The organism is Streptomyces sp. NPDC058231, assembly GCF_042882275.1.
GTDB lineage: Bacteria > Actinomycetota > Actinomycetes > Streptomycetales > Streptomycetaceae > Streptomyces.
The window spans coordinates 72,834-87,476 of sequence record NZ_JBHVWN010000029.1; the positions used below are offsets into that span (position 1 = coordinate 72,834).

General features: G+C 71.0%; 14 protein-coding genes and 1 riboswitch. Of the genes, 7 read left to right on the plus strand and 7 right to left on the minus strand.

The features are described from left to right. The first annotated feature begins 333 nt into the window (after positions 1-333). The 6 genes from ACFVXE_RS20540 to ACFVXE_RS20565 all read left to right on the plus strand — a co-directional run bounded on the left by ACFVXE_RS20540 (position 334) and on the right by ACFVXE_RS20565 (position 6,603). Positions 334-1,290, plus strand: coding sequence for an STM4015 family protein (locus tag ACFVXE_RS20540; RefSeq protein WP_389672828.1), 957 nt, complete (start codon positions 334-336; stop codon positions 1,288-1,290). Positions 1,291-1,296: 6 nt separating this feature from the next. After that, positions 1,297-2,268: an STM4015 family protein gene (locus ACFVXE_RS20545; protein WP_389672830.1), complete on the plus strand. Its 972-nt coding sequence runs from the start codon at positions 1,297-1,299 to the stop codon at positions 2,266-2,268. Then, positions 2,249-3,403, plus strand: coding sequence for an STM4014 family protein (locus tag ACFVXE_RS20550; protein ID WP_389672831.1), 1,155 nt, complete (start codon positions 2,249-2,251; stop codon positions 3,401-3,403). Before ACFVXE_RS20545 ends, ACFVXE_RS20550 begins: the two co-directional genes overlap by 20 nt. Positions 3,404-3,476: 73 nt before the next feature. Next, complete coding sequence (locus ACFVXE_RS20555; RefSeq protein WP_389672833.1) at positions 3,477-4,292, plus strand: STM4013/SEN3800 family hydrolase; 816 nt, start codon at positions 3,477-3,479, stop codon at positions 4,290-4,292. Next, entirely contained in the window at positions 4,292-5,641 is a 1,350-nt protein-coding gene (locus ACFVXE_RS20560; RefSeq protein ID WP_389672854.1) for an STM4012 family radical SAM protein, read from the plus strand. Before ACFVXE_RS20555 ends, ACFVXE_RS20560 begins: the two co-directional genes overlap by 1 nt. Before the next feature lie 44 nt (positions 5,642-5,685). Next, the gene (locus ACFVXE_RS20565) at positions 5,686-6,603 is read left to right on the plus strand and encodes an STM4011 family radical SAM protein (RefSeq protein WP_389672856.1); all 918 of its coding nucleotides are present in this window, start codon (positions 5,686-5,688) and stop codon (positions 6,601-6,603) included. A 36-nt stretch (positions 6,604-6,639) separates the two neighbouring features. Here ACFVXE_RS20565 and ACFVXE_RS20570 read toward each other — a convergent pair whose 3' ends face one another. After that, positions 6,640-7,485: an SGNH/GDSL hydrolase family protein gene (locus tag ACFVXE_RS20570; protein ID WP_389672834.1), complete on the minus strand. Its 846-nt coding sequence runs from the start codon at positions 7,483-7,485 to the stop codon at positions 6,640-6,642. A 156-nt stretch (positions 7,486-7,641) separates the two neighbouring features. Then, on the minus strand, positions 7,642-8,523 hold the full coding sequence (locus ACFVXE_RS20575; RefSeq protein WP_389672836.1) for a peptidoglycan DD-metalloendopeptidase family protein: 882 nt from the start codon (positions 8,521-8,523) through the stop codon (positions 7,642-7,644). A 4-nt stretch (positions 8,524-8,527) separates the two neighbouring features. Next, a riboswitch (cyclic di-AMP (ydaO/yuaA leader) is annotated at positions 8,528-8,685 on the minus strand. 672 nt (positions 8,686-9,357) lie between these two features. On the opposite strand from ACFVXE_RS20575, the gene ACFVXE_RS20580 reads away from it, so the two are divergent. Next, positions 9,358-10,170, plus strand: coding sequence for a tyrosine-protein phosphatase (locus ACFVXE_RS20580; protein ID WP_389672838.1), 813 nt, complete (start codon positions 9,358-9,360; stop codon positions 10,168-10,170). Positions 10,171-10,192: 22 nt separating this feature from the next. Here ACFVXE_RS20580 and ACFVXE_RS20585 read toward each other — a convergent pair whose 3' ends face one another. The 5 genes from ACFVXE_RS20585 to ACFVXE_RS20605 form a co-directional block, all read right to left on the minus strand. Then, positions 10,193-10,366 (minus strand): DUF6126 family protein, encoded by a 174-nt coding sequence (locus ACFVXE_RS20585; protein WP_389672840.1) that lies wholly within the window; start codon positions 10,364-10,366, stop codon positions 10,193-10,195. A 33-nt stretch (positions 10,367-10,399) separates the two neighbouring features. After that, positions 10,400-11,008, minus strand: a complete 609-nt coding sequence (locus tag ACFVXE_RS20590; protein ID WP_389672841.1) for a helix-turn-helix domain-containing protein — start codon at positions 11,006-11,008, stop codon at positions 10,400-10,402. A 66-nt stretch (positions 11,009-11,074) separates the two neighbouring features. Beyond that, positions 11,075-12,472 (minus strand): aspartate aminotransferase family protein, encoded by a 1,398-nt coding sequence (locus ACFVXE_RS20595; protein ID WP_389672843.1) that lies wholly within the window; start codon positions 12,470-12,472, stop codon positions 11,075-11,077. Next, positions 12,469-14,373, minus strand: coding sequence for a 1-deoxy-D-xylulose-5-phosphate synthase (gene dxs, locus ACFVXE_RS20600; protein WP_389672845.1), 1,905 nt, complete (start codon positions 14,371-14,373; stop codon positions 12,469-12,471). Before dxs ends, ACFVXE_RS20595 begins: the two co-directional genes overlap by 4 nt. 26 nt (positions 14,374-14,399) lie before the next feature. After that, positions 14,400-14,643 (minus strand): flavodoxin-dependent (E)-4-hydroxy-3-methylbut-2-enyl-diphosphate synthase (locus ACFVXE_RS20605; protein ID WP_389672847.1); only part of this gene is annotated, 244 nt, incomplete at its 5' end.

The window sequence follows — 14,643 nt, forward strand, 5'->3', positions numbered from 1 at the left end:
GTTCCGGTGGTCCTGGCTGGACGCGGTGTCCGGCGGAGCGGACGATGCGGACACGTCCACGCCGCCGTCATCACCGACCGAGGCGGCCACGTCTCCGGCGCCGGGTCCCCGACCACGGCGGCCGGATACGCCGCGCGATCCGCCGTGGCGTCCGGCCGGCGGTGATCTCCCGCACCGGACGCGGCACACGTCGCGACGGAGAGCTCGCAGCCGCTCACCGGGACCGGCTCGGCGCGGCGTGACCGTTCGGGCGGTCCCGCCCACCCCCCTGTCAGTGGCTCTTGATAGACCTTGCGGTAATCAGCCGTCCCCCAGTCTCAGGAGCTCAGGGCCATGTCCGGTGTGGACCATCTGCACGAGTTGCTCGGCCTTCCTGCCGTCGACTTCCGGCACGCGACGGACGGAGCCCCGGCGCAGGCCGCCGACGCCGTGGCCTGGCGTATCGCGGTCGACCCGTACGACGACGAGTCCGAGACGACCTGGGAGGAGGCGTTCCAGGCGTTTCTCGCCACTGTGGACCCGGCGGGCGTACGGGCTCTGATCATCGGCCAGTGGGGCGAGTCGTACGAGGAGAGGTCGTCGTACCCGATCGATCTCGTGATCTCCGCCGCCGACCGGCTGACTTCCCTGGAGGCGATATTCGTCGGCGACCTGACGCGCGAGGAGAACGAGATCTCCTGGATCGAGCAGTCCGACGTCACCGCGCTGCTGAGGGCCTTCCCGGACCTGCTGGAACTGGGCGTGCGCGGTGGCACACATCTTGAGTTCCCCCCGTCGAAGCACGAGCGGCTGCGTTCGCTGACGATCGAGACGGGCGGGCTGCCGGTCGAGGTGGTGCGCGGCATCCTGGACAGTGAACTGCCCGCACTGGAACGGCTCGACCTCTGGCTCGGTGTCTCCGAGTACGGCGGTGACGCCGATGTCCCGGATCTTGCGCCGCTGCTCTCCGGTGCGCGCTTCCCCCGGCTGCACCACCTCGGCCTGCGCAACAGCGCGGTGCAGAACGAGATCGCGGCGGCTGTCGCGGGCGCCCCGGTCGTGGCCCAGCTGCGTACCCTCGATCTGTCTCACGGCACGCTGGGCGACGAGGGGGCGGCGGCGCTGCTCGAAGGCCAGCCGCTGACCCACCTCGAACGGCTCGACCTGCACCACCACTTCCTCACCGAGCCCATGGAGCGCCGGATCACGGAGGCGCTGGAACCGCACGGGGTGCGGGTAGACGTCTCCGAGCGCGAGGTGCCGTGGGGGGACCGCGGGGCCGAGGGCCGCTACACCACGGTTTCGGAGTGACACGCGATGACCGACATCGAACACCCCGAGGTCTTCCACGGTCTGCCCGTTCTCACCCTGCCCGGCCCCGGCCGGCCGGGTACCCATCCGCTCCCGTCGGCCGAGGCGGTCGCCTGGCGGCTGGAGAGCGCCTGGCGCGGTGATCTGACGTTCGCCGCGCTGTGGCAGCACTTCCTCGACACGGTCGACACCAGCCGGGTGCGGGCCCTGCTGATCGGCCCGTGGTGGCAGGAGGAGTACGAACCGTTCGGCCCTGTCGTGGAGCTGCTCGCCGCCCACGCGGACCGCTTCCCGTCCCTGAGGGCGCTCTTCCTCGCCGATGTCGTCAGCGAGGAGTGCGAACTCTCCTGGCTGGAGATGGCCGACATCACCCCGGTGGTCGAGGCGTTCGGGCAGTTGCGCGAGCTGACGGTGCGCGGCTGCGGCCAGCCGGCAGCAGGGCAAGCCGTCCTCGGACTGCGGCCGGTACGGCACGCGGAGCTCACCTCGCTGCGGTTCGAGTCCGGCGGGCTTCCGTCCTCCGTCGTACGGGCGGTCGGGGCTTCGGAGCTGCCCGCGCTGGAACATCTCGAACTCTGGCTCGGCGTCACCGAGTACGGTGGCGACGCCACGGTCGGGGACCTCGCTCCGCTGCTCTCCGGCGCCGCGTTCCCGAACCTGCGCCATCTGGGGCTGCAGAACAGCGAGATCCAGGACGAGATCGCGGCCGCGGTCGCCTCCGCCCCGGTCGTCGCCCAGCTGCGGTCGCTCTCGCTGGCGATGGGCACGCTGGGCGACCTCGGCGCGGAGTCGCTGCTCGCGGGCCAGCCGCTCACCCACTTGACCGCGCTCGACCTGCACCATCACTACATCAGCGACCCGCTGGTCGACCGGCTCAGGAAGATACTGGGTCCCGACCGGGTCGACGGTGAGCCGCACGAGGTGGAGTACTGGGACCCGGACGAGGACGACGAGCGCTATGTCGCGGTCAGCGAGTAGGCGGAGCGGCCCGCGGCCGCGCTTCGCCGTCGTAGGGGTTCCCGGGAACCGCCGGGTCTCGCTCTTCCAGGACGCCGTGCACGCCGCCGGGCTGCCGGACGCACGAGTGGTGCCCTGGCTGGATGTGCTGCGCGGTGAGGCGTCCTTCCGGCCGGGCGAGACCGTACGGATGGACTCCCCCGGCGAGGACGCCGAGGTGGACCGACTGCTGCGGGCGGTGGACGATCCGACGAGGGTCGAGGGCACCGCCCTGTGGTACACCCGGTTCACCGGAGCGGTACGGACGGTGGCGCGGGCGGCCGAGGCGGCCGGAGCCGTCGTGCTCGCGACGCCGGGCGATGTCGCGGTGATGTTCGACAAACGGCTCTGCCACGCCGTGCTGCACGGCTCGGGCGTTCCCGTACCGGCATCACCGACCTCCGGCGCCGCCGCCCCCCTGGTACGGGACTGGGCCGATGTCCGCGAGCGGATGGCGGACCACCGCATGCCGCGAGCTTTCGTGAAACTCGCGCACGGCTCGTCCGCCTCGGGGGTGCTGGCCGTGGAGACCGCGGGGCCCGGCCGGGTGCGGGCGACCACGTCGGTGGAGCGCGACGCGGCCGGCCGGCTCTTCAACTCGCTCCGGGTGCGCCGTTGCACGACGGAGCGCGAGGTGGCGGCGATCGTCGACGCGCTCGCGCCGGACGGGTTGCACATCGAACGCTGGCTGCCCAAGGCGTCGCAACGGGGGCGCTCGGCGGATCTGCGGGTCCTGGTCGTGGCGGGCCGGGCCACCCACGCGGTCGTGCGGACCAGCCGCTCCCCCATGACCAATCTCCACCTCGGCGGCGGGCGAGGGGATCTCGACGAGGCCCGCGCGGCCGTACGGGCGGCGGGCGGCAGCTGGGCCGGGGTGCTGGACGTGTGCGAACGGGCCGCCGCCTGTTTCCCCGGGACGCTGAGTGTGGCCGTCGATCTGCTGCCCTCGACCGGCTGGCGGCGCTTCGCCGTCGGCGAGGTCAACGCCTTCGGTGATCTGCTGCCGCACCTGACCGGGCTGCCGGGCAGCGGGGCCGAGGACCTGGACACCTATGCGACGCAGGTCGTCGCCGTACTGAACAGAGCAGGGAACCACCGTGCAAGCGCCACCGCCTGACTCCGCGCCGGCCCTCCCGGACGCCGGGACGCCGAACGTTCCTGCGGCTCCCGAGGACACCGCGCATCCGGACATGAACGAGATCGTGGGCAGTCACGACCTGCTGCTCGTCACTCTCGACACCCTGCGTCACGACGTGGCCGCGGAGCTCGCGGCCGCCGGACGCATTCCGCACCTCGCCCGTCATCTCCCGGGCGGCGCCTGGGAGAAGAGGCATGCGCCGGGCAGCTTCACCTACGCCTCGCATCAGGCGATCTTCGCGGGCTTCCTGCCGACACCCGCCACCCCCGGCCCGCACCCCCGGCTGTTCGCGGCACGGTTCGCGGGCAGCGAGACCACGGCGCCCCGCACCTTCGTCTTCGATACACCCGATCTGGTGTCGGCCCTGGCCGGTGCCGGTTACCGCACGGTATGCATCGGCGGCGTGGGCTTCTTCAACCGGCAGGGACCGCTCGGGTCGGTGCTGCCGGGCATGTTCCAGGAGAGTCACTGGGAACCGGAGTTCGGCGTCGCCTCACCCACCTCCTTCGAGGCGCAGGTGACCCGGGCCGAACAGGTCGTCGCGGAACTCCCCGCCGATCAGCGGCTGTTCCTCTTCGTCAATGTGGCGGCTCTGCACCAGCCCAACTGGTTCCACCGGCCGGGCGCCACCCGGGACGTGGGTGACTCCCGGGCCACGCACGCGGCCGCGCTGGAGTACGTCGACGCCCACATCGGCCGGCTCCTCGCCGCCGCGAGCAGCCGCCGCCGCTGCTTCGCCATCGTCTGCTCCGACCACGGCACGGCGTACGGGGACGACGGCTACACCGGTCACCGCCTCGGCCACGAGGCGGTCTGGACCGTTCCGTACGCGCACTTCTTCCTGGAACCGGGGGCAACCGCCCGATGATGAACAGCCCGCGCACCGTCCGCCCGTACCAGAGCTACGTCTACGCCTATCCGCACAAGACGGCCTACCGGCCGCTGGACGGACACCCCGCCGGGCGGCCCGCGCTGCGTGACCTCTGGGCGGGAGAGCACAAGGACGCCCTCTCGCTCTATCTCCACCTACCGTTCTGCGAGGTCCGCTGCGGTTTCTGCAACCTCTTCACCCGGATCGGCGCGCCGGACGAGCTGACGGGCCGTTATCTCGACGCGCTGGACCGTCAGGCCACCGCCGTACGGGACGCGTTGGGCGACGACGAGCCGGTACGGTTCGCCGCGGCGGCGTTCGGCGGGGGCACCCCCACCTTCCTGACCGCTGCCGAGTTGCAGCGGCTCTGCGACATCGCGGAGAGGCGGATGGGCGCCGACCTGCGGTCCGTTCCCCTGTCGGTCGAGACCTCGCCGTCGACGGCGACGGCCGACCGGCTGGCGGTGCTGGCCGACCGCGGGACGACCAGGATCAGCATCGGCGTGCAGAGCTTCGTCGACGCGGAGGCACGGGCGGCGGTCCGGCCGCAGCGCCGCACGGATGTGGAGGCTGCTCTCGGCCGGATCCGCGACACACGCATCCCCGTCCTCAACATCGATCTGATCTACGGAATCGAGGGACAGACCGAGAGGAGCTGGCGCACCTCGCTGGACGCGGCACTCGGCTGGCGGCCCGAGGAGCTGTACCTCTACCCGCTGTACGTGCGTCCGCTGACCGGACTCGGCCGGCTGGGCGCCGGGGCGGACGTGGTCTGGGACGAGCAGCGGCTGCGGCTGTACCGGGCGGGCCGGGACCACCTCCGAGCCCATGGCTACGAGCAGGTGTCGATGCGGATGTTCCGCCGTGCCGGCGCCCCGCAGGAGGGCCCCGCGGACTACGCGTGCCAGACGGACGGCATGATCGGGCTCGGCTGCGGCGCCCGCTCGTACACCGGCCGCCTGCACTACTCGTTCGACTACGCGGTGGAGATGCGGGAGATACGGTCGATCATCGACCGCTACACCGCCACCGAGGACTTCTCGTACGCCGAAGTGGGGCGTCACGTCGACGCCGACGAGGCACGCAGGCGCCACCTCCTGCAGTCGCTCCTCCAGGCCGGAGGGCTGCAGACGGCCGACTACCGCGCACGGTTCGGCACCTCCCCGGAGGAGGACTTCCGCAGCGAGCTGGACCGTTTCGAGGCACGTGGCTGGCTGGACGCGGCCGTCGGCGCGTCCGGGCTGCTGCGGCTCTCCCCCGAGGGGCTCGCCCACTCCGACGCGCTGGGACCGGAGCTGTTCTCCCCCGCCGTACGGGCCGCGATGGCCGCGTACGAACAGAAGTGAGCACGCACATGGAGCGGGTCACCGAACCGCACCGGGCCGGCCCCCTGGAGCTGACTGTCCTCTACCGCGGTCCGCTGGCATCGTGCGACTACGACTGCCCGTACTGCCCGTTCGCCAAGCGCCGCGACAGTCCTGGGCAGCTGCGCACCGACCGCGCCGCGCTGGAGCGGTTCACCACGTGGGCGGCGGCGCAGACCGGTGACCGGATCTCGGTGCTCTTCACGCCCTGGGGCGAGGGGCTGGTCCGCTCCTGGTACCGCCGGGCGCTGGTCGAGCTGGCGCAGCTGCCGCACATCGGCCGGGTCGCGATCCAGACCAATCTCAGCGGCCGTACCGGGTGGCTGGCGGAGACGGGGGCCGCCGGGCGCGACAAGATCGCGCTGTGGTGCACGTACCACCCGGGGCAGACGCCCTACGAGCGCTTCCTCGCCAGGTGCCGTGAGCTGAGCGCCCTCGGAATCCGGTACAGCGTCGGTGTCGTCGGTCTCGACGAGCACCTCGACGAGGCGCGGCGGCTCCGCGCCGACCTGCCGGGCGAGGTCTATCTCTGGGTGAATGCGGCCGAAGGACAGAGCTATACGGACGAGGAGGCGGACCGCTGGACAGCCCTCGACCCGCTCTTTCCGTACAGCCGGCACCCGCACCGCTCGGCCGGGATGCCCTGCCGGACGGGTGAGTCGGTCGTCTCGGTGGACGGGGACGGCACGGTGCGCCGCTGCCACTTCGTCCCGGCCGAACTCGGCAATCTCTACGACGGCAGCTACCGGCGCGCGCTCGGCCCCCGGGCCTGTCCGCTTGCCGTCTGCGACTGCCACATCGGCTACGTACATCTGGAGACACTGCCGCTGTACGACGTGTTCGCAGGCGGGGTACTGGAGCGCATACCTGCCGGGCGGCCGGGCGTACCCGCCCCATCGGGACGCCCGTTGCTGCCACTGTCCCCCGTCGCGGGACGGACCTGACCCGCCGGGGGGCCGGGCCCGTCCGGCGGGTGGCACTCAGAGCGGCAGCAGATCCGGCCGCTTCGCCTCGACGTGGTCGCCGGAGGACTCGCCGCGCAGCCTGCGCCCGATCCAGGGCACCAGATACTCCCGCGCCCAGTGGATGTCGTCGCGCCGGACCTCCAGCGTGCCGCGCTGTGCCTGCGGCGGCCACGCCTGGTCGGGATCGGCCGGCACATCGAGGCCGAGGACCTGGGCGGCGCGCAGCGCGACCCGGGTGTGCCCCTCGGGCGACAGGTGGAGCCGGTCGTCGTCCCAGGCGCGCCGGTCCTGCACCGAACGCAGCGACCACAGGTCGAGGACCGGACAGTCGTAGCGGTCGGCGATGGAACGCACATGTGCGGTGTAGGTGGCGATCTTGCCGCGCAGATGGCGCAGTACGGGAACGCCCCGGGTGTCGAAGCCGGTGGTCACCATGACGGTGCCGACCGATTCGGTCAACTCGGCGACCGCCCGCTCGAAGCGCTCGGCGACGTCGTCGGGGTCGGTGCCGGGCCGGATGATGTCGTTGCCGCCCGCGCAGAAGCTCACCAGATCGGGTGCGAGCTCCTTCGCGCGCGGCACCTGCTCCGCGACGATCTGGTCGAGGAGACGGCCGCGTACGGCGAGATTGGCGTACCGGAAATTCCCGTGAGCCGGACCGTCGGGGCTGTTCGCCGTACCGGTGTCCGGGAGCTGGTCCGCGAGGAGTACCGCGAAGCGGTCCGCCCAGCCGACGAACGTTCCGGCCGGGCCGGGATCTCCGACTCCCTCGGTGAAGCTGTCGCCGATCGCCGCGTACGACCCGATGGCGCCACGCCGGTTGTTGACGCCACGTTGAATGTTTCTCGAATCGTCTGCCACAAGGGCACATCCTGCACCGCCGAATGTGACCTACGCGACCGTAATAAGGGGTTGACGGGAGGTGAGATAGACCACCCGGTCAGTTTTTGGTAAAGGGGGAATAAGTGAAGGGGCGGTGCGCCGCCGCGCACCGCCCCTTCAACCAGCCCTACTGGATCAGACGTTGATCCCGTGCGCGGCCAGGTACGCGATCGGGTCGATGTCCGACCCGTACGCGGGACCGGTGCGGACCTCGAAGTGCAGGTGCGGACCGGTGGCGTTGCCGGTGGCACCGGAGAGGCCGACCTGCTGTCCGGCGGTCACGGTCTGGCCGGCCGAGACGGAGAGCGAGGACATGTGGCCGTACTGCGAGTAGTGGCCGTCGGCGTGCTTGATGACGACCTCGTTGCCGTACGCGCCACCCCATCCGGCGGTGACGACGGTGCCGGAGGTGATCGCCTTCACGCTCGTGCCGGTGGCGACCGGGAAGTCGATACCGGTGTGGCTGCCGCTGGACCAGTTGGAACCGGAGGCGCGGTAGGCCGTGGTGTGGTTGCCGGGGACCGGGTGGACGTAACCGGAGCTGCTGCTCTGGGCGGCCGCGGGCTTGGGGGCGGCCGAAGCGCTCGCGGACGTCGTGGACTTGACGGGAGCCTTGGACGGCGCGGCCTGCGCGGTGGCCGCGGCGGAGCCGGCCGGCTTGGAGCCGAGCGTCAGCTTCATGCCCGGGAAGATCAGGCTCGGGTCGTCACCGACGACCACGCGGTTGTCCTGGTACACCTTCTGCCAGCCACCCTTGACCTGCTGCTCGGCGGCGATCTTCGACAGGGAGTCGCCGGAGACGACGGAGTACGTCCGGGTCTCGGCCTGCTCCTTCGCGACCGGGACGGCCTGCTTGACGGCCGACTGCGCGGCGGCGGGCGCGGCCTGCTCCGCGGCGTGGGCACCGGTGGCGCCGAGCAGCGGGAGGGCGATGACGGCCCCACCGGCGCCGGCGGCGACGACGCCACGGGCGATGGTGCTGACCTTGGGACGGCGGTGCTTACCCGATGTGGGCATGAAGAATTCCTCTCCGGCGCCTACGAGGTGAGCTGTCGGGTTCGGGCTGGAGATGCCCGGTCGCACGAAGCGCGACTTCACCCCGAGCCGGCCGGATTCCTCCGGTCGGCGGCTTACCTGGTTCCCCCGCTCCTGCCACGCGTGAGTGGGTGCGAATTCCGGACGGCGGCAGGATTAGGCGGTCCATCCGGATTGAGTGGTGACCGTAGACGAGCGGGGACGACGGAAACAAGCCGCCGAATGCGGACCGGAATCCGCTACGGAAATTCGGAACGGAATACCGGTCACCCTCCGTGGATTACGGATCTTGGCTTTCCGCACGGCGTCGGGAATACCCACCGGCCGCACCGGCACACACCGTCACGGATATGATCCCGCTCACGAGAAGGCCGCCATCCCCCTTATAAGCGGGGCATGTTATTTCAAATGCCTCAATACGGACATGTCATGAACATTCTCCGTGTGGCGCGGCCCGAGCACTTACGCATCCAGGTCGCCCGCAGCCCTGCTGCACGGCCGCGTGACCCCGCGGCACCCCGCCCCGGAGCACCAACGCCGGCGCAGACCGCCACGGGCCGTGCCTGCGCGCGGGCACGGCCCACCGGCCGACTCCCCTGCACCGCCGAAAAGCCGTCGCACGGCGATCCGTTACGAGCCGGACCGGACCGGCGCGCAGCCGCGCCGCCGGCCTTCCTCCTCGGCGGCGCGGCCGCCCGCGTCGAGCGCGTTCAGCCGGTGACGGCCGAACTGATTGCCTGAGGAATCAATGTCGTATCGTCGCAGGAGTGAGCTCGCCGGCGAGCCTCGCCGACGCCAGAGACCCCAGGAGAAGCCGTGACGCAGCAGGTGCCGCAGGTCCCGTCGACGGAACCCCAGCTGGCGGGTGTGCGCAATTTCCGCGACGTGGGCGGGCTGCCCACCGTGGACGGGCGCCGGGTGCGGTACGGACGGCTCTTCCGCAGCGGTCACCTCGCGCACGCCACCGCCGAGGACGCGACGTTCCTCGGCGGCCTGGGGCTGCACACGATCTTCGACTTCCGGAACGCCGCGGACCACAAGCTCGACGGAGTGGACGTGGAACTGCCGGGCGTACGCAACGTGAGCATCCCGCTCTCCGACCCGGCCGACGGCGCCGAGTTCTGGCGTATGGTCCGCGACGGCGACATCGAACAGCTCCGCTCGGTGCTCGACGACGGCAAGGGGGCGGCCCGCATGACCGCCTCGTACAGGGCGATCATCCTGGACCGGACCGCCGAGCACAGCCGGGTACTGCACGCCCTGGCCGAAGACAGCGTCCCGGCGCTGATGCACTGCGCTGCCGGCAAGGACCGGGCCGGTCTCTCGATCGCGGTGTCGCTGCTCGCGGTCGGTGTCGAGCGCGAGGCCATCGAGGCCGACTACCTGAAGTCCAACGACCCGCACCGCCGGTACAAGGTCCGCCGCACCGACACCTCGGCGACCGGGATGTCGGCCGAGGTGATGGAGCTGCTCAGCCCGCTCTTCGACGCCCGCGCCGAATACCTCGCCCAGGCCTTCACCACCATCGAGGAGACCTGGGGCAGCACCGACCGCTATCTCGCCGAGGGCCTGAAGCTCACCCCGGAGATCCTGGAGCGGCTGCGCGGACGGCTGCTCGAAGCGGCGTGACCGGAGCTCTCCGCGGCGGTGGTCAGCCCTTGCCGGCCACCGCGAAGAGCAGGTAGAGGAAGGCCGCGAAGACGTGTCCGGCGACGAGATAGGCCACCAGCCGGATCACCAGACCGCGCGGGAACCGCTGCTCCTGCGCCTCGTAGTTCTTCCTGGACCTCGGGGTGAGCGGGTCGTAGTTCTCTGAATCGGACACGACAATCCTTTCTCGCGGCCGGGCGGGCCGGTCTCAGCGGCGGTGCATCCCGCTGCCGAGGCACAGCTCGGCGGTGGGGCTCTGCAGCAGGGTGTGGACGAAGAGCAGCTCGGATCCGCCGCGCTCCACGGCGGCGATCCGGTGCGGGGTGAGAGAGTCGAAGTGCGCGCTGTCGCCGGGGCCGAGATCGTGCACGGTGTCCCCCAGGCTCACCCGCAGCCGCCCGGCGAGCACGTACAGCCACTCCTCGCCGGGGTGGACCCGCACGAGATCGCCCTGCGCGCCGTACGGAACCCGTACGCGCAGCGCCTGCATGGCCCGGCCGGAGCCACCGGCCTGCTGGTACATCCAGCCGTCGGCCTCGGCACCCTCGAAGGGGCCGCCGCGGACGATCGCGTCACGTTCGGGGGGAATCTCGCCGAGCAGCTCGGAGACCGTCGTACCGTAGATCCTGGCGAGGCCGAGAAGCATGGGCAGCGAAGGCTGTCGCCGGCCCGTTTCGAGCCGGGAGAGATGCGCGGGGGAAAGCCCCGCGTGCCGGGCGGCGGTCTCCAGGGTGAGTCCGCGGCTGCGGCGCAGGTCACGCAGGCGTGGCGCGATTCCGGGAAGCTCGTCGGCCACCCCTCCGTCGGGAGGATTCATATCTCCATTGGGCCAGGACTTTTCCTCGGAGGCAAATTTCTTGCCTCCGAGGCAAACCCTCGGGACTCAGCGGTTGGCGACGGCCTGCCTGACCAGGGTCCTGCCGAAGTCCCACATCAGCCCGCCGCCGCTGTGGGCGTCGTCCATCACCGCCGTGAACGCGTTCACGAACCGGTCCACCTCCGGCTCACCGATCACCAGCGGCGGGATCAACTTGATCACTTCCAGATGGTCGCCGGAGACCTGGGTGAGGATCCGGTGCTTCTGCAGCAGCGGCACGACGACCATCTGGGCGAAGAGCCCCTTGCGCGCCGCCTGCAGCATGGTCCAGCGGCTGCGCAGCTTCAGCGAGGACGGCCGGCCGAACTCGATGCCGATCATCAGCCCCCGGCCGCGGACGTCGTGCAGCAGCTCGTACCGCCCGATGAGCGCGGCGAGCCGCTCGCGCAGCAGATCACCGGTGCGGCGGGCGTTCGCGACGGTCTCCTCGTCCTCCATCACCGCGAGGACGGCGAGCCCCGCCGCCATCGCCTGGGCGTTCGAGCCGAAGCTCGCCGAGTGGACCAGGACCCGGTCCATCGACGAGTAGACACGTCGGAAGATCCAGTCCTTGCCGAGTGTCGCCCCGACCGGCACATAGCCGCCGGAGAGCGCCTTGGCGACGCAGACCAGGTCGGGCTCGACACCTTCCTCGTGCTGGTACGCGTAGAAGTCGCCGGTCCTGCCCAGGCCGGTCTGCACCTCGTCGGCGATGAGCAGCGCCTTGTGCCGGTGGAGCAGCTCCTGGGCGGCGCGGAGGAAGCCGGGCGGCGCCTCGTGGACCCCCTTTCCCTGGATCGGCTCGACGACCAGTGCCGCCACGTCGCCGCGCCCCAGTTCGCGCCGCAGTGCGTCGAGGTCGCCGAGCCCGATCGCGGTGTCGGGCAGCAGGGGCGCGAACCCGTCCCGGAAGCCGGACTCGCCGTTGACCGAGAGCGAGCCGGTGGTCAGGCCGTGGAAGGCGTGGGTGCAGTAGAGGACGCGCGGCTTCCCGGTGGCGTACCGGGCGAACTTCAGCGCGGTCTCGACGGCTTCCGTGCCGCTGTTGCCGAAGAAGACCCGGTCCAGGTGCGGGCTGTGGCTGAGCAGCTTCTCCGCCAGCAGCCCGGGCAGGGGCTGGCAGTCGAAGCGGGTCAGGTCGGCCAGGGAGGCGTCCAGGACGTCGTGCAGCGCCTTGCGGACGACCGGGTGGTGGCGGCCCAGACCCATCACGCCGAAGCCCGCGAGCATGTCGAGGTAGTCGTTGCCCTCCGCGTCCCAGAAGTGGGCGCCCTCGGCCCGCTCGTAGACCTTGTCGAAGCCGATGGTGTGCAGCATGCGCGGGAGCTGGTGATTCAGGTACTTCGTGTGGAGCTCGTAGCGTTCGGCGCCGCGTTCGGCGAGGAGCTGCGCCAGATCGAAGCCCTTGGGTCCGTCGTCCTTCATTCCCCGCTCTCCTCAATGGTTCCCCGAAGTGTTCTCCTGACGGCCGGCGTGGCGCTGATCCGTCCGGCGATCTCGACCGGTGTGAGCCCGATGTCGGCCAGCACCTCGGCGCGCTTGCCGTGCGCGAGGAACTGCTCGGGGATGCCGAAGGTACGCAGGGGTACGTCGACGTCGGCGTCGCGCAACGCCTGCCCCACCGCTGAACCGACTCCGCCCGCACGGCTGTTGTCCTCGACCACGACGACCAGCCGGTGCTGCTCGGCGAGCGGGGCGAGCTGTTCGTCGACCGGCTTGACCCAGCGCGGGTCGACGACCGTGCAGCGGATGCCGCCACCCGCCAGGAGCTCGGCGGCCTGCAGACAGACGGAGGCGAGCACCCCGACCGCCACGATGAGGACGTGGGGAGCCTCGGCCCGGTGCAGTACGTCCATGGAGCCGATCCGGCCGATCGCCGGGACCGGCTCCCCCACCGATTCCTTGGGGAAGCGCAGCACGGTCGGTGCGTCGTCGACGGCGACGGCCTCGCGCAGCTCCTCCCGGAGCCGGTCCGCGTCGCGTGGGGCGGCGATCCGCAGCCCCGGCACGACCTGGAGCACGGACATGTCCCACATGCCGTTGTGGGACGGACCGTCGGGGCCCGTGACGCCTGCCCGGTCGAGGACGAACGTCACCCCGCACCGGTGCAGTGCGACATCCATCAGCAGCTGGTCGAAGGCGCGGTTGAGGAACGTGGCGTAGACGGCGACGACCGGGTGCAGCCCGCCGGTGGCGAGCCCCGCCGCGGAGACCGCCGCGTGCTGCTCGGCGATACCGACGTCCCAGACCCGCCCGGGGAAGGCGTCGGCGAATTTCGTCAGCCCGACCGGATGCAGCATCGCCGCGGTGATGGCGACCACCTCCGGGCGTTCCGCGCCGATCGCGGCGATCTCGTCACCGAACACCGATGTCCAGGACGGCCTGTCGGCCGGGACGAGCGGTGCGCAGGTCAGCGGGTCCATCGCGCCGACGGTGTGGAACCGGTCGGCCTCGTCCTCCAGCGCGGGCGCGTACCCGCGGCCCTTCTCGGTGAGGCAGTGCACCAGCACCGGCCCGTGGAAGCGTTTCGCCCGGCTGAGCGCCGACTCGACGGCCGCGATGTCGTGCCCGTCGACCGGCCCGACGTACTTGAGTCCCAGGTCCTCGAACATGCCCTGCGGGGCGAACGCGTCCTTGAACCCCTTCTTCGCCCCGTGCAGCGACCCGTACAGCGGTTGTCCGACGACGGGGGTGCGCTGCAGGACGTCCTTGCCCCACGACAGGAAGCGCTCGTAGCCGTCGGTGGTACGGAGGGTGGCGAGGTGGTCGGCGAGGCCCCCTATGGTCGGGCCGTACGACCGCTCGTTGTCGTTCACCACGATGATCAGCGGACGGTCCCTGGCCGCCGCGATGTTGTTGATCGCCTCCCAGGCCATGCCGCCGGTGAGCGCTCCGTCCCCGATGACGGCGACGACATGATCGGGGCGGCCGAGCACCTCGTTCGCCTTGGCGAGGCCGTCCGCCCAGCCGAGCACGGTCGAGGCGTGCGAGTTCTCGATGACGTCGTGCTCGGACTCCTCGCGCGAGGGGTAGCCGGACAGGCCGCCCTTCCCGCGCAGTTTGGAGAAGTCCTGCCGCCCGGTGAGCAGCTTGTGCACGTAGCTCTGGTGCCCGGTGTCCCACAGGATGCGGTCCACGGGCGAGTCGAAGACCCGGTGCAGGGCGACGGTCAGCTCCACCACCCCGAGGTTGGGCCCCAGGTGGCCGCCGGTCCTGGCCACCGCGTCGACCAGGAACCTCCTGATGTCCGCGGCGAGTTCGCCGAGTTCGGGTCCGGTCAGTTTCTTCAGGTCGTGCGGTCCCCGGATGTTCTCCAGAATGGTCACGCTCGGGCCCCCTCTCCGGTCCTGTTTCAGCTCACGGTGACGGTGGGGACTCCTGACGGTGTCCCCGCGTCGTCCATGCCCTCGGCGATCTTCAGGGCTTCCTCGATGAGGGTCTCGACGATCTTCGACTCCGGAACGGTCTTGATGACCTCGCCCTTGACGAAGATCTGCCCCCTGCCGTTACCGGACGCCACACCCAGATCCGCCTCACGGGCCTCACCCGGACCGTTGACGACACAGCCCATCACGGCAACCCGCAACGGCACCTCC

Excerpts from the sequence above, each read along its gene's own strand:
- ACFVXE_RS20540 (WP_389672828.1), top strand. The coding sequence starts at position 334 with ATGTCCGGTGTGGACCATCTGCACGAGTTGCTCGGCCTTCCTGCCGTC.
- ACFVXE_RS20545 (WP_389672830.1), top strand. The coding sequence starts at position 1,297 with ATGACCGACATCGAACACCCCGAGGTCTTCCACGGTCTGCCCGTTCTC.
- ACFVXE_RS20550 (WP_389672831.1), top strand. The coding sequence starts at position 2,249 with ATGTCGCGGTCAGCGAGTAGGCGGAGCGGCCCGCGGCCGCGCTTCGCC.
- ACFVXE_RS20555 (WP_389672833.1), top strand. The coding sequence starts at position 3,477 with ATGAACGAGATCGTGGGCAGTCACGACCTGCTGCTCGTCACTCTCGAC.
- ACFVXE_RS20560 (WP_389672854.1), top strand. The coding sequence starts at position 4,292 with ATGAACAGCCCGCGCACCGTCCGCCCGTACCAGAGCTACGTCTACGCC.
- ACFVXE_RS20575 (WP_389672836.1), bottom strand. The coding sequence starts at position 8,523 with ATGCCCACATCGGGTAAGCACCGCCGTCCCAAGGTCAGCACCATCGCC.
- ACFVXE_RS20590 (WP_389672841.1), bottom strand. The coding sequence starts at position 11,008 with ATGAATCCTCCCGACGGAGGGGTGGCCGACGAGCTTCCCGGAATCGCG.
- ACFVXE_RS20595 (WP_389672843.1), bottom strand. The coding sequence starts at position 12,472 with ATGAAGGACGACGGACCCAAGGGCTTCGATCTGGCGCAGCTCCTCGCC.